The organism is Spiribacter roseus (assembly GCF_002813635.1).
In the GTDB taxonomy this organism is placed as follows: Bacteria; Pseudomonadota; Gammaproteobacteria; order Nitrococcales; family Nitrococcaceae; genus Spiribacter; species Spiribacter roseus.
The window spans coordinates 680,648-704,109 of sequence record NZ_CP016382.1 but is presented as its reverse complement, the minus strand read 5'-3'; the positions used below and the strand labels follow the sequence as shown (position 1 = coordinate 704,109).

At 55.5% G+C, this 23,462-nt stretch carries 14 protein-coding genes and 1 pseudogene; 4 read left to right on the top strand and 11 right to left on the bottom strand.

The window, feature by feature from the left end; translation table 11 throughout:
• Positions 1-59 precede the first annotated feature (59 nt).
• On the top strand, positions 60-1,784 hold the full coding sequence (locus BBH56_RS03515) for a RyR domain-containing protein (protein ID WP_148121949.1): 1,725 nt from the start codon (positions 60-62) through the stop codon (positions 1,782-1,784).
• Positions 1,785-2,369: 585 nt separating this feature from the next.
• Here BBH56_RS03515 and BBH56_RS03510 read toward each other — a convergent pair.
• From BBH56_RS03510 to BBH56_RS09575, 7 genes are all read right to left on the bottom strand, one after another.
• Positions 2,370-3,902 carry an IS3 family transposase gene (locus tag BBH56_RS03510; RefSeq protein WP_148121948.1) on the bottom strand — a complete coding sequence of 511 codons (1,533 nt, stop codon included), beginning with the start codon at positions 3,900-3,902 and terminating at the stop codon, positions 2,370-2,372.
• 114 nt (positions 3,903-4,016) lie between these two features.
• A complete protein-coding gene (locus BBH56_RS03505) occupies positions 4,017-7,466 on the bottom strand; it encodes a tetratricopeptide repeat protein (RefSeq protein WP_148121947.1) in 3,450 nt (1,149 codons plus the stop codon).
• A 1,437-nt stretch (positions 7,467-8,903) separates the two neighbouring features.
• Positions 8,904-9,440 (bottom strand): outer membrane beta-barrel protein, encoded by a 537-nt coding sequence (locus BBH56_RS03500; RefSeq protein ID WP_157809073.1) that lies wholly within the window; start codon positions 9,438-9,440, stop codon positions 8,904-8,906.
• Positions 9,441-9,773: 333 nt separating this feature from the next.
• Positions 9,774-11,078, bottom strand: coding sequence for a CsgG/HfaB family protein (locus BBH56_RS03495; protein ID WP_148121945.1), 1,305 nt, complete (start codon positions 11,076-11,078; stop codon positions 9,774-9,776).
• Positions 11,079-11,083: 5 nt separating this feature from the next.
• Positions 11,084-12,493 (bottom strand): DUF6844 domain-containing protein, encoded by a 1,410-nt coding sequence (locus tag BBH56_RS03490; protein ID WP_148121944.1) that lies wholly within the window; start codon positions 12,491-12,493, stop codon positions 11,084-11,086.
• Between the two features lie 22 nt (positions 12,494-12,515).
• Entirely contained in the window at positions 12,516-13,148 is a 633-nt protein-coding gene (lpoB, locus tag BBH56_RS03485; RefSeq protein WP_148122727.1) for a penicillin-binding protein activator LpoB, read from the bottom strand.
• Between the two features lie 414 nt (positions 13,149-13,562).
• Entirely contained in the window at positions 13,563-14,957 is a 1,395-nt protein-coding gene (locus tag BBH56_RS09575) for a hypothetical protein (protein WP_157809072.1), read from the bottom strand.
• A 449-nt stretch (positions 14,958-15,406) separates the two neighbouring features.
• Here BBH56_RS09575 and BBH56_RS03480 point away from each other — a divergent pair.
• Together BBH56_RS03480 and BBH56_RS03475 are read left to right on the top strand one after the other, a co-directional pair.
• Positions 15,407-16,973 (top strand): annotated as a pseudogene (locus BBH56_RS03480) (IS3 family transposase).
• A gap of 118 nt (positions 16,974-17,091) precedes the next feature.
• On the top strand, positions 17,092-17,367 hold the full coding sequence (locus BBH56_RS03475; RefSeq protein ID WP_148121943.1) for a hypothetical protein: 276 nt from the start codon (positions 17,092-17,094) through the stop codon (positions 17,365-17,367).
• 667 nt (positions 17,368-18,034) lie between these two features.
• Here the strand turns inward: BBH56_RS03475 and BBH56_RS09570 are convergent.
• From BBH56_RS09570 to BBH56_RS03460, 4 genes are all read right to left on the bottom strand, one after another.
• On the bottom strand, positions 18,035-18,178 hold the full coding sequence (locus BBH56_RS09570; protein WP_157809071.1) for a hypothetical protein: 144 nt from the start codon (positions 18,176-18,178) through the stop codon (positions 18,035-18,037).
• A 207-nt stretch (positions 18,179-18,385) separates the two neighbouring features.
• Complete coding sequence (locus BBH56_RS03470) at positions 18,386-18,979, bottom strand: hypothetical protein (protein WP_198515251.1); 594 nt, start codon at positions 18,977-18,979, stop codon at positions 18,386-18,388.
• Positions 18,980-19,628: 649 nt separating this feature from the next.
• Positions 19,629-20,243: a hypothetical protein gene (locus tag BBH56_RS03465; protein WP_148121941.1), complete on the bottom strand. Its 615-nt coding sequence runs from the start codon at positions 20,241-20,243 to the stop codon at positions 19,629-19,631.
• A 169-nt stretch (positions 20,244-20,412) separates the two neighbouring features.
• Entirely contained in the window at positions 20,413-21,591 is a 1,179-nt protein-coding gene (locus BBH56_RS03460; RefSeq protein ID WP_148121940.1) for an AAA family ATPase, read from the bottom strand.
• Between the two features lie 566 nt (positions 21,592-22,157).
• Between BBH56_RS03460 and BBH56_RS03455 the strand changes: the two genes are divergently transcribed.
• Positions 22,158-23,021, top strand: a complete 864-nt coding sequence (locus BBH56_RS03455; RefSeq protein WP_157809070.1) for a hypothetical protein — start codon at positions 22,158-22,160, stop codon at positions 23,019-23,021.
• Positions 23,022-23,462 lie beyond the last annotated feature (441 nt).

The following is a 23,462-nucleotide window of genomic DNA, read 5'->3' as shown; positions in this document are numbered from 1 at the left end:
ACATCCGGCATACTGAATCAACATAAAGGGATCCGACCTCGCCAGTTGACAGGTGACTCTTGGGCAATATCGAGACATTTCTGACGTGGGTAAAAAGATTCGAGTGGTGGATAGTTGGTGCGCTAGCGTTCCTCGCATCTATACTTGGGTATATTGGATTCCGGCTACATTATGCCACGCTTGGCGTAGAAGCCCCGCCACTAGACCTAATTTACGGGGTGTTTCAACTATTCAGCGTCGCTAACCCTGTCTCGGCGGAAGGGGCAACAGTGCTATCTGCACCGAATGCCTTTATTCAGATAGCCAGGTACCTTGCACCGGGAACAGTGGCATATAGCGTAATCAGGCTTGTAGCGGCCGCTGTCACTGATGCAGCAAGTAAATTATCCGTTGCCTCCCTTGAGGGGCACGCAGTTGTGTGTGGGTTGACCGATAGGGGCAAAGCGATTGCACGTAGCCTTTTAACGGAGGGTCACACTGTTGTTGTAGTCGAGAATGACACGAAAAATCCGTACCTCGGAGAATTGAAAGCCGCGGGAGTGAAAGTTATATACGGTTCTCCGCTCGATAAAATAGTGTTAAAGAGCGGGCGCGTCCAAACTGCATCCAAAATTGCCGTGATGGCAGCCGACGAACGAGAGAATTATGGCGTAGCTTCTAAATGTGTGGAGCTAATTGAAGAGCAGAGGAGAAAAAACGAACCTGGGCGAGAGACGCAAATCAGGGCGCTTGCTGGGCCTGATTTCTCGGACTTTTTCAAAGATGCCAAACCTTTCGGCACGAGCACGAGTGTAGCAGATGCAAGGTTTTTTGACCCCGATATTACCGCAGCCCGACAGATCGCAATGGATGCCAGCTTGGCAAATTTTGAGAATTTCTTCGATAATCATAGACAGCCTAAGATTCTAATCGTAGGTGAAGGGCGATTCTCGGCGTCTCTGATCAGTATGGCTATAAAGCAACTGCAGTACCCCCATTGTGGCGTGCCCACGATAGATTTTATGTCTCCAGATTTGAACCAATTTTTAGAGGAGTTCCCGCATTCTCACCCTCAGTTATCTTTAGTAAGTGCCGTCAGCTTCCACGAAAAATCTCGCGGGGCATTGCTTTCTGATGAGCTCGGTTTAGTTGATAGGACATCTGGGAGGCTGTACGACTTGGCGATAGTCGCGCTCGACGATCCATTCGCAAGCATCAAATTTGCACGGCGATTGAATCAGCAGGCACTCATCGCTGCAACCTCAGATGATAGTGCTCGGATGGACCACGTCGTTTGCATCAAGCCAAGCGTCTCTTTCCCCACTGTAAGGCCCGACCTGCCCATCTATGAGTATGGGCGATTTTTTAACGTGACAGAAATCGGATGCTCGAGCTCCTCTGTCTTTGACGAGGAGATCGATGCTGAGGCGCGAAAAGCTCACGAGTCATACTTAATGCACATAAAAAACAGGCAGTACGACCCGAGCAAACCAGCAACGGCACCGTGGCCGGAACTTAAGGAAGAGTATAAGGCTGCGAATCGCCGTACGATTGACCACGATCGTATCAAACGAGATGCGCTCGCGCGGGATAGTTCATGTGAGATGATTGAGGCGTTGGCGGAGGCAGAGCATCGAAGCTGGATGGCGGACAAAATTATTGCTGGGTGGCGATTCGGTCCGTGTCGTGACGATGTGAACAAGCTCCACCCGTCTTTGGTGGCCTACGGTGATCTGAGCGTTTCCGAGAAACAAAAGGATGTAGAAAAAGTTAATCGGCTAATAGCGCTGGAACAAAGGAATTAGCAGTAGAGATGATTCCTGCTAGCATCAGCTTTGAATCCGCCGAAGTATCGGAAGAGATCTATTCGGGCCGGTCATCTCGCCTCGGAAGCCAATCCCGCTACGTGATCGTTAGGAGGTGCTGTCTCTGGTGGCCGGAACACTGACGAGTTCCGAACCAACCGAAGCTAGAGCTCCGAAATTGCCTCAGGGAGTATCGTAACCCAACCCATATACATCCCATTCTAGTGGGATCGGATTCTAGATGATGAGGCACCTTTCAAGCTGTTTCCCGCAGCGAGGTCAGTCTTAATGGCCTTAGCCGCCAATAATGAATGGCTTGGGAGGCGCAGGGAAATTTTAAAACTAACGACTATCCGACAACAATGATGTTGGGCGGTCACGACAATTAAATTGGCCGGTTGCCATTAAGCTTGACTGCCGTAGCAAACGACTCATGAGGGACGGGCGATGGCGGTCACTAAAGCGCAGGTCAACATCTACATTTTCAAGCGATGGAAAGGCACGACTCAAACCGCCGCCGAGGCGGGTGTTAAAGGCCATCTAGGCTGACCCTCCCGGGGGTGCGGCGCTTTTCTTGGACAGTTTTCACGCGGCAATGCCGAGCTCCTGACGATACTCGATGGGGCTTTTTCCGCCCAGCGACATCTTGATTCGTGATTCGTTGTACCAGCGGATATAGGCATCGAGTTCGGCGATGAAGTGCTCCATCGTAGTGCCAGTCCATTGGCGTGCGTAGAAGAACTCGACCTTCAGCCGGCCGAAGAACGCCTCGCAGGCGGCATTATCCGGCGTGCACCCCTTGCGGGACATTGATCGTGTCAGACCAGCCGCTTCGAGGCGTTTCAGCCAGCCGGGCCACCGGTAATGGCAGCCTCGGTCGGAGTGAACGACCGGCCTTTCGCCAGGAGCAAGCGTGCTGATCGCCTCGTCCAGCATGGCATTGACCAGCTCAGCGTTGGGTGAGCCGCTGATCGACCAACTGACCGCGAGGCCGTCGAAGCAATCGGTCATGGGAGAGAGATAGACCTTGCCATCCAGCACCGGGAACTCGGTGATATCGGTCAACCATTTCTCATTGGGAGCCGATGCCTGGAAATCACGGGCGATGATGTTCTCCGGAGCCGGATTGAGCTCCCCACGATAGCTGGAGAACCGTCGCCGTTGCGTGCTGCCGACGACGAGGCCCTCTTCGCTCATAAGACGGCGCACCACCTTCTCAGAGAGCGCTGCACCATCGCGACGAAGGCTTTCACCGATCCGCCGATAGCCGTAGCAACGGTAGTTGTTCTCGAAGATTGTCGCGATCGCCTGGCGGGCCTCTGCGTACTTATCCGGACGCTGCAGGGCCTCGCGCTGGTAGTAGTACGAGCTCCGCGGCAGTTGGACGGCCTTCAATAGTTCAGAGAGACGGTAGGCACCCTTCAAGGCGTCAACCAGCAGGGTCTTCTCCCGATTGCTCAGGGTCTGCGGGTTGACGCCGCCTTCTTTTTTTACGATTTCACTCGCCTTGACCAGGATGTCGTGCTCAAGCTGTAGCTCGTGCACCCGTTTCTCCAGGGCCTTGACCTCCGCGCGGAGCGCTTCGGGGTCGCCATCGTTGGCGTTGTCGTCCTGTCGCTTCACCGATGACCTCTTCGCTTCTTTACCGAGCAATTGGTCACGCCAGTTATACAGGGCTGAGTCGGTGACGCCGTATCTTCGCGCTACGGCTGTCGCGGAGGTCTGCCGGGTGCAGAGCTCATAAACAGCCTGCCGCTTGTCGTCGATATGGCATTTCGGTGCGCCTCGACCCTGGCTCTGGGGCGTTGGACCAAGGTCTTCATTCAGCCAAATCCGCAGCGTGCCGCCGTCTGGATAACCGAGCGCGCGGATGGTGTGCGCAACACATCGACCAGTCTGCAGGTAATGATCGACTGCCGCCCGACGCTTTTCAGGTGAGTAGCTATTGCCCGGCAGAGATCTGTCAGGGGGTAGATCACCGTTTTTCATATAGTGCCGGTACCAACGCCGGAGATGCTTGACAGAGGGATAACCGAGATCCCGCACGGTTGCTGCCCCTCTCCTCCCATATTGAATATAGAGCTCGACAGCCCTCATCCGGTCTTTATAGGAATACATGAACTACCTCCAAAGTAGTCCAAGATTTCCGCCGCACCCCCCTTGACTGGAATCCACACCATGCAAAGACATTTTGATGACGCCACGGAGCAAGTGCTCGCATTACGGTAACCGTTAATTAAGGCCGTTGAGTTTTTGTATCACCTCTAAGGTTGTAGGGTGACTAGGTCCAAAGGTTCGCTGGTAGCCTCTGAGAGCTTTTTGAAAATTAACTTTAGCCGCTACGGTCTGGCCTGTTGCAAGGTTGAGGTCGCCTAGGCGGGAGTAGATTAGTGTCGTTTTAGGGTGCTCAGTACCGTGGATCTTCTTTCGAATTGTGAGAGCGTTGTTATAGGTGTCGCGAGCTTTAGGGTAAGAGGCAGTCAATTCATATAGCTTGGCGATAGCGCTAAGCGTTGAGGCAGCTTGTTCGCTCTCGGGTCCAAAATTTTGTTCGTTAATGTTCAATGCTTTTTCTAGTTCTTTCAGTGCCTTCTCATAATTTCCCATAGTCCGTAGACAAACTCCGTGATTTTGATGAGTTGCAGCAGTGTGGGCATGCGATTTGCCTAGAGTTTTTTTGTAAACGGCGATGGTTCGTTGATAGATGCGAGAAGCTTCTTCGTATTTTTTAAGCTCTTGAAGAACAACTGCCAAGCTATTTAAGCTCAGCCCGGTTTGATGATGATTATTTCCAAAGTTGGTCTTGTAAATGTGAATGGTTTTCTTTATCAAGCGCTCCGCCGACTCCAAATCACCGGTGTCACGAAGTAACGAAGCTAAGTTGCTCAAGATCATTGCGGTTTGGAAGTGCTCGGGACCGAAAGTGTTTTCTCGGATCGTAATTGCTCTTCTGTAAAGGGTTTCGGCATCCTTTAGGTTGCCACGGTCTTGCAGGAATTCAGCAAGATTGTTGAGGCTTGTGCTTGTTTCGGGGTGAGCTGGACCCAGAGTTTTTGTACGGACACTAAGCGCTTTTCTATAACAGCGTTCAGCCGCTTCGTAGTTGCCGAGGTCTTTCAGGAGAACGCCAAGGTTATTGAGATTAGTTCCAGTTTTGGGATGATGCTCTCCATAGCAGTGCTCGCTAATCGCCAAGGCTTCTGACGCCAGTCTATGAGCGTCAGTGAGCTCTCCTCGGTCTCTCAAAAGAGCAGCCAAATTATTGAGTGTTGTCGCTTTGGAGTAAAGGTGTCTTGCTTGGTTCTCTACGGCTAGCTCAAGTGCTTCTCGGTAAAGTCGTTCAGCCTCGTGAAATTCGCCCTTACGCCAGAGCAACGAGCCAAGATTATTCAGTGACATAAGATAGGCGAGGGGATTGGAGTGACGCCTATTTTCAAGTAAAGCAATTACGCGTCGTTGCGTCGACTCTGCAGAGTTGAGATCACCGCGCTCTTGTAATAGCGTGGCCAAATTGTTCAAACAAGAGACTGTCTCAAGGCTTTGCTCTCCATAACGTGAGGTAACAAGGCTTAGTGCTAGTCTAGCCATGGTTGTCGCAAACTCTGTGTAGCGGCCACCCACACTAAGGCAACGTCTTAGCCGTGTAGCAACATCGCCAGCTTCCTCTGTACTTTCATCAAGGTTCCATTTTTTCCAGGCATGCTCATAAGTCACCTCAAGCGTTTCTCTAGTATTCGCTTCGATAGCGAGCCAGTAGCTGAGTAACTCATAACCCTCCCTGTGCTCGGTATGGGCCATAAAAAGGTCAAGAGTAGCGAGGGCATCTGCAAGGCGCTCCCACTGCTTCGCCTGCTGCCACTGATAAGGGATCTCCTCAGCGGCGCGGGCGTCGGTGACAGCCCCTTGGTCATTCTGGAAGGCATTCGCCTCGAACCACTCGCCTAGCCAGATATGTGCCTGTTTTCGTAATTTTAATGCTTGCTCGCTCTGACCTTCATCTTCGAGATGATTGTTGCCGGCCATGTAGCGATCCGAGACGGCAATGCGCAGATAGTCATGAGCGAAGACGTAGCGGCCGGTTGTTTCTATGAGCGCTGGACCTAAGGCATGCCGGATGTAGGCCCACTTCATTGGAGCGAGGCCGGTGTAGGCGAGTAGCTCTTCTTCTCGCATGCCCCCGCGGGCCGCCCACAAGGCGGTCATGATGTGCCGGATGACAGCGGCTCCGTGGTCAGCCTCGACCCGGGCCAGGACCCGCTCGAACAGATCATCAACGGTCTTGCTCTCTTGATAATAGCAAAGTTGCTCGCTGAGCCGTTCATGTTCTCCGAACAGCCGGAGCTCTTCGGCGAGCGTGAGCAGGAAAAGCGGGTTCGTGACCAGAGGATGTTCCATCACCTGATCGATGAGTGGTTTGGGCAGCGTTTTGTTAAATAGGCTCAGGTAGGCGACAAAGACCTGACGGGTGGTTTTGCGGTCTAGTCGTTCAACTTGGATCCGGTGCCACTGTGCTTTGTCATCGAGGCGCTCACGCACCTCACCGGGTAGTGTGGAGACAACGCAGTGGACGCGCAGCGGCATCATGCTGGGGAACCATCGAAGCTCACGTCGGTCCGCCAACCCATTCAGCGAGTCCAGTACGATTAGAAAGCGCTTGTTGTTAAGCTCGGCCCAGGCACTTGCTCTGGCGAGCCACTCCGGTAGCGCATCGAGTAGTGTGTCTGGATCAGACGCCGGTTCCTCATCGGTGTCGGTCTCTCGCCGGATCCGTTCGATGAGCCGGCGTACAAGCGCCACCGGATCAGCAGCACTTGGATTTGCCCCAAGGAAGTGGGTGTGGATGATGAGATCATTACTGGCGCTGCTGAGTTGATCGATCCAGTTAGCGAGCAGGGCGCTTTTCCCGCTGCCAGACTCACCTTCTATCAAGATCCACTGCGTAGCACCTTTGAGCGCTTGGTTTAAGCTATCAAGATACCGCTCGCCACCGAGGTAGATGCGCCGGCGCGGTGCCGCATAGGCTTCGTGCTGAAGCAGGTCTCGAGTGAAGGCATCAGGTATGTCAGCGGCGGGGAATTCTGCATCGAGCGCTTCCCAGAGATCATGCTGTATCTGATCGGCGACCGCCTGCGGGGTCTCATAGTCCTCGACAACTGGGAAGTCGCTCTCCCGAATGCGGGCTTTCAGCGCTTGTTGTTTCGCCTCGTTCTCTGCCGATACGGGTAAGTGGCCCTCGCCTCGCGATTGTGCGTATGCAGGGCTGCGGAAGTAGAACAGCGCGCGGCCTGCCATATCGGGGTTGTTGAGCACGCCGTGTAGGATCTCCAACTCAGTAACGCTCTTACCGCCCCGATGCTCCTCAAGCCACGGCTGTGTCTCGAGCACTTCGGCAGGATAGGCGTTCGATGGAGGAATCCACCCGTACCGCTCGCCTAGAAGTCCAATGAAGAACGGCCGAGAGCGATCTATCTCGGATAGACAGATTGGTAAAACCTCGCCACGCTCCGCCTCTTCCTCAGTAATACCCCAGCGCAGATCAACATCAACCAAATCAACAAAGCGCTCGGCCAGCTTCGCCCGGAGCGCTGGGAAGACCTGGCGTACAAGCAAGTCTCTCTCTTCGGAAAAGTCCCGGAAGGTCGAAGACAGAAAGACTCTGATGCATCGCTGGGAGTGTTCCACCGTAAAACCCTCTTAACTTTGGCCGCATTAAACAGCCGGCAGTCGTGTACCGCGACGCGTTGTGTCGCACTGCGTCACCAGAGCCGTCCGCATATATCCAGCCTGAATGAAGCCTGCTTGAGACCTCTCGATAGATGATCCACGCGGGAGCGACGAGAGATTCTGAGCCCGCAGACTTGACACACTCATGAAGGAGACTTCCATGGACGGCCATTAAAGGGCGGTGCCACGAGTATCAATGTATCGATCGCAATCACCCGCGCCTCCGAAGTGCCTTCCTCAATGCCATTGAGTATCCGCGAGCGACGCCCGCGGTGCAGCACATCACTCATAAAGTCCGATAACTAGCCATGGTTGATCGACCGCCAGCATTCCGAGCGGCAAGCTTTCGCGATCTGGCCGATGCTCTCCGACCCGCCGCCACTGACTGCGGCGCATTGCCTGATATGCACGCCAGCGATCATTGTTGCCTCAGCGATGGCCCCGATTGCTTTGCGTACCGAATCGCCTCCAGAAGGGGAAGCGACAGAAGTCTTCCATCAAGCCGTTAAGTGCGCTGATTACCGAGGCATCGGGCGGGGTCCGCTTCTTAGCCGTTTCCGCGCAGTGAAACGCACTACGGGCTAGAACAGCCAGACTGAAGTCGTGCCAAGCGGACGGCGGAGACGAGCAAACGTGGTCTGCTTAGTTACAGCGCCCAACGGATGAACGCCCATCACTCGTTCTACACCGCTGAATTGCGTCGCCAAACTTGTTAGTGTTTATCGTAAGTTGAATCTTGTCACCGCCCATCATCATGCCTGACGCTTGATATCCCGCCCGATTGCCTGTGCAATTGCCGTTCACTGAGCAGCGAAAGTGGTCTGAGTCTATGTAAAAATTAATCGACGCTACACCGGCGAACATCGATCCCCGCGTTCCTTGACTGATAAAACATTGAGAAATGGATGGCTGGTCCATTGCAACATCAACATCCCCCTGTCGATTGTAGGTTTTCACTAAAGGCGCAATCAGCCCATAGAAGAACTCAACCTGGGGTTGCTGAAGGAAGGTACCGCAACGGTAATAGTCGAAGGATTCGGAGCTCGCCACGGGCCCCTGCGCGCTCCCATTTGTACTAACCACCGTGAAGACGCTCGCTATCAATGCAACCAAACACCTAATCTTTGTCATGATGGCTCTATTCTTTTTTAAAGTAAGTATCAAGGACCTCATCCGCCAGAGCACTCCTAGCAGCTAAGGTGGAAAGACCGGTGGCTCCCCCATCGGCTTTAAGATCTCGGGAATATGGCCCGATAACCTTAAGCCCGGGTTCTATTATCAAGGTCAGCCTATGGCCGCTTGAGGTTGTTACCGGAAATGTATCTACGGAACGCCCGCTTAGACACAATCAAGCTGCCTCTACACGAACGCCACCCGTGTTTCGCTGATTCCATGTCAATATCGAACAGTAAACCCGATGGATAACCCATCCAAGTCGAAATCGTTATGACTGATATAGCGGATATATTCAACGCCGAGCCCCAGTGCTTGGCTCACCCGCGCATCGAAACCAACCCCGTAGGAAAGCGACGTTTTCTCACCGTTGAGCCCCCGATTGTTAGGAACCTCGAGATCGACGATTGTTGCGCCGGCAATCGCGTATGGGTAAAGCGTCTCTGAGAAATTGCCGCGCAGCAAACCATATCCGCCGACTAAGTAATTCACGTCCACAGTGACGTCTTGTCCGCCTGATTTACGACTGTCATTTGACACACCTGTTCCAATTCGGCCTTCGAATACAAAACCCTCCGTTGCGGATGCTCCAATGCGGCCCACGATCGCTGACGGCTCGAATGTCTCATCGAGCTGGTCTTTGTTGAGTTGCGCTTGAGCGAACTGAACACCCATGTACGTATCATCAACAGCGTGGGCTCTGATCGGTGCAATGAGAATCGAAAGACCCAGAATAGCAATACATAGAATACGCTTCATGCAACCTCCAAAATCCGCTACCTGTGGCATGAGGCTATGACTAGCGGCCTCGCGTACGGCGCGAGGATCCAACCCGTCTAGATGAAAAAGCGAGCCACCTCGAGACCCCCGATTAGCCCCCCGTGATGGCAACAGCACGTGTTGGTGAGGAGACCAACATATCACCAGAGCAGCGAACGCCAACCGGACTAACACCAAGGCACTTTACGCAAGTGAGTGATATAGAAGCGTTCAACCGAGAAGGCGCAGAGTTTATCGGACAACGCCTCAGCTCCGCACCCCGAAAAGCCGATCCCCTCCTATGATAATCCACAATGTTCATAGCACATCGCGCTAGTGACCATCTTGCGGCAGGAGGACTGGATCCGCCGCATTTCCGACGAGCTCCGAAATTTCTACGGAAGCGCGATTCACAGTTTGCCCTCGGACAACATAACCGCCGGATATACTTCCCTCGCCAGGCCATTTTTCTGCATCGACCGGTGAAGCGTAGGCAACCTTGCTGGTAACACGATCAACCTTTACAGCACCAACCGGCAGCTCCTCTCGACCTAAACTCTCGCCCGTGTACGGATCCGTGACATGCTCGCCGAGCTTAAAGACATCAAGCCGATCGCCAGGTGATAAGCGGTTATCTCCCTGATTCAGGACGATCTCGCCCGCCTCCGTAACTGAGGCGATTCGAATGGGATAAATCGCGTCTACCGCACGACTGGTCAACTCAGCAGCAACGAATTGGAGCGTCGCCGTTAGCGATTGGTTCCGCTGTTCGACCTCCACTCCCAAATCTTTCAACTCCTGCGCATTGACTGCAACGGTGTCTGCCCACATGATTTGGCGCGTCGCGGTTGAAACGATTCGCATGTTAACGGCGAGCGACGCAGTAATTTCGCGCACCACTTCCGAAGTAAGCTGTAAGGTGCGACGGCTTTGCATCACTTCTAGATCGGTCACTTGCGCTGTAACTAAGTAATCCGCCCCTATTGCTTCGCCAATGCGTGCTGCCTCGCGCCGCGCCACCACAGGCTTGGTTAAAAACTCCAACTCCGTATCTAACGCCTCCGAGCGACTTCGTTCCAAAACGGCGAAGCGTCTTGTGCCAGTGAATGCCTCCACTAACCGTTGAGTGAGACGTGAGCTAACCACCGAAGCCGGCAATTTCTTGCCCAAGACGGTGTAACTCCCGGATGCGCTGACGGGGTAGACAGCAATCCTTCGTCGCGTGGTATGCGTGGCGCTGCCCGGCGCTTCAAAGCTGGCAATGTCAACTTCGAGCTGGACTTCACTCATCCCGTCAAGCGTACGGTTCTGGAGGATACGAAAGCTTTCAACGAGACCGTCAGTGGCGGTCCTCACTGAACCACTCATAGTGCGGTCAAACGCAATCTTCCGCTCACTCCCGTTTGCATCGCGAACCACTACCTCGCGAGAGCTACTGCTGCGTTTGCGCTCCGATATGACGTTGATCCCTTCCACGCGCGACACAGCCTCTACGAGCGCTGCATTGATTGCTTCCGCGCGGTTCGCGCCCCTTCCCATAGCCTCTACCGAAACTATCTCACTAGAGCCTATCGCTAATGTCGGCAAATAGAGCAGACCGCCCAGTAACAAGCTTTGAATCGAAACCTTCGGCAACATCACACCTACCAGTCTTCAGTTCCGAACGCCGGGGACTCTCGACGCTCCACCTCTACAGATCGGTCCCCCGACACCGTTGCGCTTTCCTCTGTTGGGACGCGGCCTTTGTCGGTGAAAGCAGCCTCGGTTCCAGGGGACCACATCCTCACTGCTCCGACATACAAATGCCCTGTATCAGGGTGGTTCGCTCGCCACGATCGAACGGTCGTTATCCCGGAGAGATTGATCTCGCTCGATTGGCTGATGAAGCTCTCGAGATTTTCGACGAAGCGCGCGCCATCTGTTTTAGTTAGGGTGCCATCCTCTTCTATCGTCCCGTCGCGGAACGCATCGGCATCGGCGTCAAGCTGATCGTCAACCCTTACGGACGCGCCAAGAAAGTCGGATATTGCTCCGTTCGCGCGCAACACAGCCGATTTGTCTGATGCCGTCACTGCCAGATTTATTGCTCGATCGGTATCCGCGCGGGTGACCGACGGGGATGATTGTCCAAATGACACGATGACCGGGTTGCCCTGCGAGTCACGCAGCAGACGTACACCATGCATAAAAATCAACTCCTCTGCCGTGAGATCGGAGGTGATCTTTTCAACTGCATCGGATGACACGCCATCGCCAATCGCAACGATGTCTCCCTCCGCGATTCGTCTCGCGATTTCCGCCATACCATCGTTGTGTATGACAAGCGCGCCGACAGCGTCCTCCTCCTCGAATGTCTTGAGAAGCCGCACGCCGCGGAAGCTTTCCAATGCCGTCCCCACTATCTCCCGCTGAACGCGATCTTGCGCTAACTTAACCGTTTCAGAGTAGTCGAGATCCGCATGACGGGCCGGATCTACGCCGAGATCCTCTAAAGCCTTGTCCAATTGCGCAGTTGTCAAATTCGCAACTCGGTCAATGACCGCCTGAGCGTAATTCTCGTTCGATTCGCGCTCCGCACGTTGTAACGCATTCGGGTCCTGCGAAACCGTGCGTATGGTCTCTGCGCCTCCGTCAAGTCCCCTCGAAATCGCAAAATCGCCCATCGCTTCAGCTATCGCAGCGTCCACCGCAGCGATACGCGCGCCTCCGTAATCTATGCTCTCCGGACTCGTAACGATATTAGCCGTTCCCCATCCAATATAGCTACCGCCCGGATTCTTGTCATAAATCCCTAGCGACCAACCTCTCTCTGAGAGATACTCATCTCGATCCTGGAGGATGCCTGAGCCGGCGATATCGTTGGCGGATGGGAAAATGTTTTCCGGTTTAGAAGTAGCTGCAGCCACTTCGTCTGTCTCGCCCCCGGTGCCACCAACCTCCGTTTCGGATATGTCCACCGAATCAGCTTCGACACCGGTCTGTGCTCCCGCCATTCCCACAATCAAGGTGCTAATTAAGACAAGCGCTGAGGCCGTTAAATTAAGGTAATGCATTGAATAATCCCTTGCTGTGCGGTTACCACGAGACCGTGTCACCGGATCCGCGCTTGACGACGAGCCGCTGATCTTCCCACAGAACTAAGCCGGTTTTGATATCCGTCAATGCAAGTTCGAAATAGTATTCAACCTGGTCGCTCCCGTCGTCCATCGTTATCACTCGCTGAAGGATGGATCCGGATAGCGACGAGTCAGGTGCAATCAATTGCCCCTCACCCGCGACTGTCCGCTGATCGAACTCCTCACTGTCTCGCAGCTCGCGAACGGCCATACTACTTTCATCTTCTGGACCTTGGAGACCAACGGCACTCGTCATCACCACTCTGCCTGACCGGCGCAGATCAGCACGGATAGGGCGCAGGAGTTGGTCCGTATCAATTCGCTGCATGGTGTCGTTCGTGATACGACCGACCATCAACACGCGACGCCCGCCGTCAGGATCTACAACCGCGCCAGACGTAAGCATACTCTCAACCATCTCGCCAGCGGCTTGCTGAAAATCTCTGTAGTCCAGCGCCATAACCGCTTCGCCACGATCGTCCGCCGTGTCCACATATTTCGTTCCTGTAGCCACGCAGCCTGCTAGAAAAAGCGATGCCACAGCCACGACAATTAAGTTCGATGTCAACTTGTAGAATTCCTTAGGATGCATGCTCTGCGCCTCACATATTGTCCGACTGTCGCATCCGTACATGGACTACGTCAGCCTCGTCAATCGGTGCCGTTGCTTGTAGCGAGAACGCTACGCCTGGGTTGATTGTTACTCTCCTGAACCGAGTACTAGGCCCTGCGATTTTCCGCCCGTCGCTGTGATACCACTGGGCCGACCATTCGATGGCCGTGCGTGACCGAACACCCTTGCCCTCAACGATGACCGTTGGCAGCGGCTTATCTCTCAGAACACTGAGGCTCACATCCTCAACTCGGTTGTTGATCGGATATTCTAGGTCGATTCGGTTCACGTTCTGAAGCGGGGATTCGGTGATTGTGGGTTGTGTAGCAGCGCAACCCACCATAAATGCCGCTGCTGCGGCTAATATCAGCGCTCTGACCAATCCCTCTAACGTCATTTTTCCGCCCCCTTGGCAATTACTACGCCCTCTCCAGAGGCTGCAGGGCTTCGACCGGAAAGATCCACGACTCTGACCGTCGCTGAGGCGTTCGGTCCAGTTTTCCTCACGTAAACCATCGTCATCGGCCAATCGGGTAAGGAGACGTTAATGGCAGCAGGCTGAAGACCATTGAGCGTTATGGACCCACTAGCTGGGCGTGCAAATCTGATCGTTTCCCACCGCGCCGGAAGCGCTCTCCATACACGCAAATCAGCTTGAGTAGTGGCAGCGGAGGCAATGCCAGCAGCGAGGCCACCTATTGCACCAAACTCCTCTTCAGCGGCTGCCTGTGCCGCCACTTTGACAACCGCAGATGTGAGCGATCGCACTAGAATCCCGTCGAGCCGCGCTTGAAACTCTGTATTCATAATCCTCTTCATGGAGGCTAACTCTTGCGTCCGGAACTCTCCGTTGCCCGCACGCACGGTGATTCGTGGTAGCGGCTGACCCTCGGTGATTGATGGTAATGCAATTCCTGCATAGTAGACCGACCCGTCACCGATGCCGGCCAGCGGCAAGTCGATCCTCGTCTCCTGTAACCGCGGTCCCACACCGTTGTCATAAACTACCCAAACCAACCCCTCGCGTTCGCTAGCGGAGCCGCGCCCAGCCGCCATTGCATTCGCGAGGACCACATCTTCGGCCACGGTTGCATTTGAAGAGACACCCGCAACCCTCTCGAGCAGGGATGCAGCCTGTTCATAGTCACCGCTTGTGTTAGCGGTAGCCAACCGAAATAGGCCATGCATGTAAGTCGTGAAAGGATTAACAAACCCTTTATAAACTGACCACTCGCTAGGTGCGCCATAGTTGCTACGGATAGCCCGCTGTGTGTCAGCATCCCCCAAGGAGGCGCTTACAATTCCCGCCTCGGTACTACCTGCCTCTTCCTCCAAGGCCTCACGCTGAGCTGCAATGCTTTGCCGAAAGTAATAGGCCGCCCTACGTGACCGCTCCTCTGCCCGATTGAACTCGACCCGTGCGCTCTGGGCATCACCCAGCTCGAGGAATGCGACACCTTTATACGTATTAGCTAAGACGGCCTCATATAGATAGCCGCGGTAGCTCATCACGTTATCGTTCAGTAAAACAGCAGACGCTTGGGATGCCGCCGTACTTCCGAAGTTTTCAACATCAAACCGTTTGAAGTGCTGTTCAGTAGCATCATATGCGGAGACAGCGAGTTGAGCACGTCCTTGTAGACGCGCGGCCTCAGCGACGTGCAATGTCTCGAAGAGACTTAGGCCTTGAAGATCTTTTTCAGATGCCGTCGGGAGATGTATGTCGGAAAATGAATCACCGGCATCCGTGTAGTTGCCTTGCAACCACTCACCACTGAACGATGACATTTTGCCCTCGTTTATGGTGCTCGCACATCCGGTAAGGACCATGACAAGTGCCATAAGAAGAGCGCTTGTCGCGAGGCGCCGGCGTGCTACAAATGACATCCGATCCATGGATAATGCTCCCTTTTGCATGATACCCGACGCTATCAACGCCCAACGCGGCGAGTCAAATGGCGCTTTAGTTACACACCGCATCATTGGCTCTGCGAGTGCACGAGGCGGTCCCTTTCCTCAAGGGGTGCGTCGTAGAGCAGCAATACACGACTGCCCCCTCCGCCTCCGCGCAGGCAGACGATTCGGCTCGCCGTCGACCTGGCAGTTTTTCGGATGGCTGGCATCTGGTCTCAGGATAAAGCTGATGACGAATCCCTTACCTTCCCCCACCGTCAGACTACTTGTCGCCTCTGTTTTGTATCCTTTAAGTCCAGAAGGTCTGCAGGAGACGACGAGTCATGCCTCGATACGGCGAGGAGCGCAAAGAAGCGGTGCTGGCGAAGCTACTGCCGCCTCATAACCTGACGGTGAAGCAGGTGGCTGAGCGGGAGAACATCTCCGACCCGACCATCTACAAGTGGCGTCATGAGGCCCGAGAGCAGGGTCGGTGTTTCCCGGACGCCACCACTCGAACCCGGAGGACTGGACGTCCCGGGACAAGTTCGCGGCGGTGGTTGAGACTGCCGCCATGAACGCCCAGGAGCGCTCCGAGTACTGCCGCAGCCGGGGGCTCTACACCGAGCAGTTGGAGCGCTAACGCGTCGACTGTGAGCAGGCCGCGGATCTGGCGGATAGCCGCCGCCAGACCCAGGAGCGCGAGAGCAAGACCCAGCGCAAACGCATCAAGACGCTCGAGAAGGAGCTCCACCGCAAGGAGGCGGCTCTCGCCGAGACCGCTGCCTTGCTCACCTTGTCAAAAAAAGCGCAGGCGATCTGGGGGGCGTCCGAGGACGAATGATCAGCACCCCGGATCGCCGCAAAGCCATCGAGCTGATCGACGATGCTCGCGCCAATGGCGCGCGGTTGAAGGCAGCCTGCGAGATGCTGGGCATCAGTCCCCGCACCTACCAGCGCTGGCAGTGTGAAGGCGAGGTGCCGTGCGACGGGCGGCGCACAGCGGTGCGCCCGAAGCCGGCCCACGCCCTGAGCGAGGCGGAAGAGCAGGCCGTTATCGACCTGTGCAACCGGCCTGCGTATCAGAACCTGCCGCCGGCCCAAATTGTGGCGCAGGAGGCCGATACCGGCCGCTACTGGGCGTCCGAGTCGACCCTGTACCGAGTACTGGGCAGACACAAGCAGGCGCAGCCTCGGGGCCGTGGGCGCAAGGTCGCGACACCGCCGCCACCGACCAGCCACCGGGCCGATGGCCCGAATCAGGTCTGGTCGTGGGACACCACATGGCTGCCGGGTCCCGTGGTCGGGTTGTTCTTCTACCTGACCCTCATCATCGATCTCTACAGCCGCAAGGTAGTGGGCTGGGAGGTCGAAGCCCGGGAGTCATCGGCACTGGCCGCCCAGGTCCTGGAGCAGGCGCTGCTCAAGGAGCAGTGCTTCAACCAGCCGCTGGTGCTGCACTCCGACAACGGCAGCCCGTTCAAGGGGGCGACCCTGAGAGCCCGACTGACGGCCTTGAATATCGAGCCGTCGTATAGCCGGCCACGGGTGTCCAACGACAACCCGTTCTCGGAGTCTATCTTTGCCACCTGCAAGGCGATGCCAGCCTATCCGGCCAACGGCTTCGGAAGCCTGGAAGCCCCCCGGGAATGGGTCCAGCGCTTCGTGCAATGGTACAACCACGAGCACCGGCACAGCGGCATTCAGTACATCACGCCAGTGGAGCGGCACAACGGCGAGGATGCGGCTATCCTTGCCCGACGCCAGCAGGCCTACGCCGAGGCGAAGGCCCGGAACCCGCGCCGCTGGAGCCGGGAAACTCGAGACTGGCGTACCGTCGGCGCCCTCCATGTCGACGCGGAGAGGGAACCCCGGGACTTACGATTGCCATGTTGGCCTGAAACGGTTTGACGCAACACCTTTGTTGACAGACGCCGCCTCCCATGGCCATGAAATCATCGCCCGTTCGTAAGGCAACGCGCTGGTACCCGGGCAGGCTGGCTGATTTGCTCACTGCAATAAAGTAGGCATGTTCGGCACGTGGCGCATCAACCACAGGAATCACGCCCTCGATCGTTACCTTAAAGGCGATATCTGTGGTCTCTCGCTCAAAGTCGTCAATGGCCATGTACTAATTAAGATTGCGGACAGCGTCTACCTGCGCCCGCTGCTCGTTGTCGTGCTGTCCGAGGTTGGGGAATACGGCCTCGGACTCTGCCATCACTTGAGCACCACCCGCTGCCGACTGGAGCTGCAAGACATCGAGCTCGACCTCCACCTCGTTGGCTTTACAGGCGACGAGTAAGACCATTATCCCCCGACAATGAGCGCCCGCCTGGTGTTTCAGGCTAACAAGACCTTAATGACGACTGCTCCGTCGCGGTTGTTCCGACACGAACCCAACCCGAGCCAGTAGACGAGTTATCCTTCCCGCCGCGCGTGCCAGAAAACCGCAAAGTCGGTAGTACTCAGTGGGTGCCGCGTTTTCTTGAACAGGTTTTACGCCGCAATGCCGAATCCCCTGCCGGTACTCAGGGAGGACCTCTTGAGCCGAGCGGCACCTTGATGCATTCGAGTCCCGGATCGAAATGCTCGGCATGCAGGCAACGCTCACAGGCCGCGGTTACACCACCGTTCCGGCTCGCGAGCACCGCGGCTTTGGCGCAACACTCGGCAATGTCGCGGTTTGCTTGGACTTAGACACGTCTTTATCTGCTGTTGCCAAGGTTCATCGCCAGTCTACGAACTTAGAAGCGTCCTCTGCCGGTAGGACAGGTTAAGTCCGTGACCGATGACGGCACAAACTATTCGCGCTCATCCTGGCAGCGAAAGCGCCGTCGCGATGATTGTCCACCGGGGCTTCTCCATTCGCCCGCCGATTTCGCAAATGCGGAATCCAGCACTACCCCTACCCACACTCGTTGATAACCTATTGAAAGATCCCAGCTAGCCACTTGCTGAACTGCGAAAAGTTATGCCTTCATAGGACCAGACTTGACGTTTTGCGCTCCATATTGGGCTTTGACCATTTTGTCAGCATCAGCCGCATTCGCAGCCTGGATGTTGACGTGCATTCCTTTACCGTCCAACACAACTAAAAACTTAAACGTTTTCATCTTTTAAATCCTCTTCTGAATACTGGATTGATAGAATCACGTCTTTCCTGTGAAGCCAAGGCTCGATTAGTCGTTCCTGAGTATCCGGCCGCATTGAGGTGAACCCCATCCTTCGGACAACTTATCCCGGTTAATTTGTAAAGTCCGGTGACGTCTCCATCGCCATTGCGTCTCCGGCATGTAAGCCGCAGGAGTCAGTAGCTCGCATCAGTCTGCGAGGCGAATGAAAAACCCAGCCCCAACCCGATCGAAAGGGCCATCCCTCTGGACGAGTCGGACTCGGTCTTCAAGCGGTGCGTCGTATAGCAGATACGCACGGCCGTCCACTTCCGCCGCCGGTGCAAGCAGACTACTCGATTCGCCATCGACCCGGAATTTTGTCGGATGGTGAGCATCTGGACTCAGCATGAAGCTGATCGCGGACATCTCACCTTCCATGGCCGTGAAATCATCACCCGTCTGTAAGGCAACGCGATGGTATCCGGGCAGGCTGGCCGATTCGCTCACGGCAATGAAGTAGGCATGATCGGCACGTGGGGCATCAACAACGGGGATCGCGCCCTCGATCGTGACCTCAAAGCCGGTATCTGTGGTCTCCAGCTCAAAATCGTCAATCGCCATGTACTGCTCGAGGATGTCGCGGACAGCATCGACCTGCGCCCGCTGCTCGTCGTCGAGCTCTCCGAGGTTGGAGAATACGGCCTCGAACTCTGCCATCACTTCAGCGCCATCCGCCGCCGACTGGAGCTGCTGGACATCGAGCTCGACCTCCACCTCGTCGGCCTTACAGGCGACGAGCAAGATCGCTGCACCCCCGAGAAAGAGTGCCCGCCTCACGTATCGAGCTAAAGTTGTCGTCATGGCTACTGCTCCGTTGCAGTTGTTTCGACACAGACACTACCCGGGCCAAATGACGGTGTCACCCTTTTCGCCATACATGTCAAAAAACCGCAACGCCGGCGGCACCGACTGAAGCCTCATCTCCAGAGTGCGCACGGTGACCACCGTTGCGACGATTCACGCCCATCGATCACTGACCCTCTACATGTGCTTCTCCTGCCGTTACGCGGTCGATCCAGCCAAGTCATCACAAGGTGTTGGACCTATTTTGGGCAGGTTTCCCGTGGGAATGCCGAATCCGGGCGATGCTTGGTGAGTATTCTTCCGCTCAGTGATATCTCGATGCGTTCGAGGCCCGGATCGTTGCGTAATCGCGTAGCCACTGTTACCGGGCAAGATCAGTGTACCTGCCGAGCGCACGCTCCAACGCAACCCGGGTGCGGTGGCCTGGCATGTAGGGATTGCAACTCTGGCAAGCCGACGCCCTCTCCTACCCCGACCCAATCCCGTGAAATGGGCGCTACCCAGGAAAGAATGATCTAAGACCGTCATTTCCTGCGCAGCGCCTGATGCCGCAGCCAACCCGACGACTGCCCTTTCTCAAGCGTTTTTAGGCGTTTGTCCGGCGCTGGCCGCGCCGCGCCTTGATTTTGCCCTCTACCATCGCCTTGACTGCATCGGGGGCAGAGGCGTCGTTGAGCACCGTTTCCAGGCCGTGCATCAGCGCAGGCAGGCGCTCATCGAGCAGATCGGCCATGTCCATGTAGTGCGAGAGAAAGATCTCAAAGGCGGCGGTGATCTCCTCTTCCGGAATACCTCGGCCGCGATTGACTTCACGGTGGCGCCAGTCGGCAGCACGGAAGTACGCGCCCCATAGCCCATAGCGTCTAAGTGCCCAGGAGCGGGTGGTCAGCCGCTGCGAGCTCTTATCGTTGGTCACCCGCGCCCGGATCACATGCTCGCGTGAGTCCTCGCCTTCCTCCTTGATCGGCGGATACCAAGCGACACCCACGACACCGGTACGGTTGCGTACGTTCTTGAAACGCCGCGAGGGGAGAGCCTCGTCGTCGAGAAACCCGAGGAACTGATCCCGATAGGCAATGGCTGCCTGCTTAGCCGCGCCCTCTCCGCCACAGGCGCTATCGCCGAAGAACGATTGGTAAAGCCGGCCGTTGACCCGCTTACGGACCATGTAGCCAACGTTAGTGCGTGAGATATACTTCATAACAGATTCCTTTTAATTACAGCCAAAAACCGCGTCAATCGAACCCGAGCACAGCCATCGTCGTCTGGCTACAACGTCAACTCGTCAACGCTATAAGAAGCGTAGCAAGGAATCTTCTGAGGCCAACCCCTTCAAAATCGATGCCTTCGACACATACAACAAGCCTAAACTAAGCGTGCCCCATCGCCCGGAGCTCTGCTAATCGAATCGGCCATATATGATGGATATGCCGCTCCGTTTCTTTCGTCATCGCCCATAAATTGGAAACTGCGTTGCACAGAGTCTTATCCGAGCGCGAGGGTTTCGCATTCGAAAAAATCGTTGAGGAATTATCGCAAGCCTCTCTGATTTTTCTATTGTACCTTATCTCAGTACGCATCATCCGAAGTGGTACTTTGCAATTATCCGGCCAACTCGCTTGCATCTCTGCATCTTTGACGGAGCTCTCATTAGCCAAACCAAGGATCCAATTGAAGCCGAGCCGGACACCACTCGCATGGCATGCCGCGACCCGATCGTCTAAAATCAACAACGATTGCAAAGTCTGAGCTACCCGCATACCTGCTGGAGGATGCGGCACGAGCACCGCATTCGACGTATATAATAGCGGAACGAGACTCGCGTCTTGACGTGACGCGGAGTCGATAAGGACCACGTCGTAATCTGCTGAAAGCTTATTCACCTGATCACTCACTCGTTGAGTGACGGTGCGTTCAGACACACTCGTGCTAAACATTCGGGCATCGGCGCTCAGACTGTACGACAACGGGATCAGATCAACTTGGTCGACGGCCGTCTGACGAACCAATGAAGCCAAGCTATCGCATTCCCCTGCGGGCGCGGGCGCAACCGTATCCTTGTAGCCAACATCGAGACCCGGCAGAAAATCAAACACTGCTGTCGTTGTAGCATCTGCACTTGCGTCGATGACGAGCACGCGGTAACCGTCTATTGCAAGTCCATGCGCGAGGTGCGTGCAGATACAGCTCTTACCGACCCCACCGCTTAAGTTGTATAGGTTAATGATTGCTGGTGGGTCGGCAGGATGGCGATGGGGAAAAGTCTTGAAGTGCGCGCGTAGGTGGTTAATTTGCTCTAGCGTGTAGCCGACACGGCGACCCGTTTCCTCGTCACTCTCGGGCCGCTTTACGAGGTTCTTCTTTTCAGCGCCACGGATCGATTCTGGCGTCCGCCCAACCAACCGAGCGGCTTGACCGATCGAGTAGTAAGGCTTAGCGGATTTAGCATTCAGAATCTTGGGCCTTGCATGCCATTGGGCCGCTAGTTCGTGGAGATCATCCCGAACAACAGAGCCAGCTCTATTAATCCATCCAAGATCATTATGCATTGTTTACCACCTATCGACCATAGTCTGATTAAAATGCGTATTCTTCGACGTTGACATATTGAATCAAGCGACGCAGCTAACGCTTTGTTGCTCTAGACACCTGCAACAATCCTGCACAGGCGTTCGTAGCGAGTCTATAGCCCTTTTGAAAATTGCTTACGGACAGTGCGACTTGGCGCATTTTTGTGCTTTAAGCCAATTTTTGCAAAATCTCATCCACGCCGGTCCCAGCCCCCAATGCGAGGTGTCCTGCTCCTAACGGCAGCGAAGTTAGCGACAAGATGAGAGCACTCCGTTCTCCGCAGCGCGCTCATCGCCAGTTCCGCGTTGAAGCTATTTTGCAATATCTGACTGTCAGACCTGCCAACCAAGGTGTTGGGTTCACCGCTGACCACGCCCTCTGAGATGGCTTTTATAGCCCGGGGCTCAAGTTAGTGCCGAGCGCCGTCTGGGTTGGCGGTGCGTTACACAAGCATCAGACGAATACCCGTAGCCCTTGCACGACGGCCGGTGGCAACCTCAAGGTTGGAGATATCGCCATGGCTAGCACCGGAGGGACATCCAGAATGCCTTTACCGATTCTCAAATCATCACCGGCGCTTTCCCATTCCTACGTGTTCCTTGCACTCGCCCTGCTGCTGATACTCAACGCAAACGCCTTTGCGCAAACGCCGAGTAGCTGGCCCAGCAGCCAGGCGCTCAGCGCCTTTTCGGGCGAGGTCAGCGACCTCGTCGGGATCTGGGCTGGGGACTGCTCGCAACCCAACGGTGGTGGTTATGTCGAGATTATAAATCGGACTCATATTTTGGCGGTGTCCCAGACGGACTCCGCTACCGACGTGACGTTCGACCGACTGGAGGACAGTTGGCTGAACCATTCTGAGGACAGCTATCGCGTGGATGGCGGACTTCTCTATTACCAATCTGCGGACGTGCCAGAGGAACAGGCGGTAGCTGAGAAATGCCGCGCGCTGCCGACCTCAACCAGTCTGCTGCACGGAGAAACGACTACACTGCTGCTTGCGATGCCCGCTGTGCAGGCTGCCTGCGAGCAATCAACGACCATATGTGCCAACGAACTCATTGCCGCTGGCGACATGGCTGACACCGGCGGGCTGAATGGGGCCGACCTCTCTAGACTTATCCGCATCGCGACTTACCTGGGCACAGCCGAAGGATCTGCGGATGGCGACCAAATCCTCGGCGGCCAGGCGATCTCTTTGGGCCTCGCCCCTGCAATCGCTGATTTGGTTCTGCGCAGTTTCGACTACGATGCAGACCGACAACTTTCACTTGAGGAAATCACAGCCGACGGCAGGCTACTCGGCGCTGGGTCTCTTAGCGTCACCGATAGCTCCAGCGATCAGCTTCAGGAAAGCCTGGAAGAGGGGATGCAACGCCTCGAGGGCCTGCTCCGCATGCTGCAATAACTGTCACGTCCCGGATGCGCTCGCCGGTGGGCAGCTCAGATCGTTCCACCTGTTCGATGCCCCTCTCTGGCGAATAGCTCAGGAAGATCATTGCCCCCCTCTATCCCTGCATTGAGACCCATAGCGTAACGGTTGTTGTCAGCAGGCTGTCGACCGTTCGTCGGATAGATCCGCCCGGACAGCTACGAAGACGTGAATCTCGGAACGGTCCGAGCGCCTGTCTGGACATTGCCGTTACCAGCCAGGGCAAACAAAACACAACAGTAGTGGCTCGAGAGACGAGGCGTTGGATCGACGCATGAGCGACCCGCGGCGTCGCGGCGGTCGAGGAACACACCAGGTCGCAAGGGGGGAGTAAAATTCTCGGCCACAAGCTCACCGTTTGAGCTTATAGGAGCCGTCAACCTAGCCGGGAACCCGGGCACTCAAGCGATTCTGAGA

Excerpts from the sequence above, each read along its gene's own strand:
- BBH56_RS03490 (WP_148121944.1), bottom strand. The coding sequence starts at position 12,493 with ATGCATTACCTTAATTTAACGGCCTCAGCGCTTGTCTTAATTAGCACC.
- BBH56_RS03495 (WP_148121945.1), bottom strand. The coding sequence starts at position 11,078 with ATGTTGCCGAAGGTTTCGATTCAAAGCTTGTTACTGGGCGGTCTGCTC.
- BBH56_RS03460 (WP_148121940.1), bottom strand. The coding sequence starts at position 21,591 with ATGCATAATGATCTTGGATGGATTAATAGAGCTGGCTCTGTTGTTCGG.
- lpoB (WP_148122727.1), bottom strand. The coding sequence starts at position 13,148 with ATGCATCCTAAGGAATTCTACAAGTTGACATCGAACTTAATTGTCGTG.
- BBH56_RS03465 (WP_148121941.1), bottom strand. The coding sequence starts at position 20,243 with ATGAAGTATATCTCACGCACTAACGTTGGCTACATGGTCCGTAAGCGG.
- BBH56_RS09575 (WP_157809072.1), bottom strand. The coding sequence starts at position 14,957 with ATGTCATCGTTCAGTGGTGAGTGGTTGCAAGGCAACTACACGGATGCC.
- BBH56_RS03500 (WP_157809073.1), bottom strand. The coding sequence starts at position 9,440 with ATGAAGCGTATTCTATGTATTGCTATTCTGGGTCTTTCGATTCTCATT.
- BBH56_RS03510 (WP_148121948.1), bottom strand. The coding sequence starts at position 3,902 with ATGTATTCCTATAAAGACCGGATGAGGGCTGTCGAGCTCTATATTCAA.
- BBH56_RS03455 (WP_157809070.1), top strand. The coding sequence starts at position 22,158 with ATGCCTTTACCGATTCTCAAATCATCACCGGCGCTTTCCCATTCCTAC.
- BBH56_RS09570 (WP_157809071.1), bottom strand. The coding sequence starts at position 18,178 with ATGAAAACGTTTAAGTTTTTAGTTGTGTTGGACGGTAAAGGAATGCAC.
- BBH56_RS03475 (WP_148121943.1), top strand. The coding sequence starts at position 17,092 with ATGTTCGGCACGTGGCGCATCAACCACAGGAATCACGCCCTCGATCGT.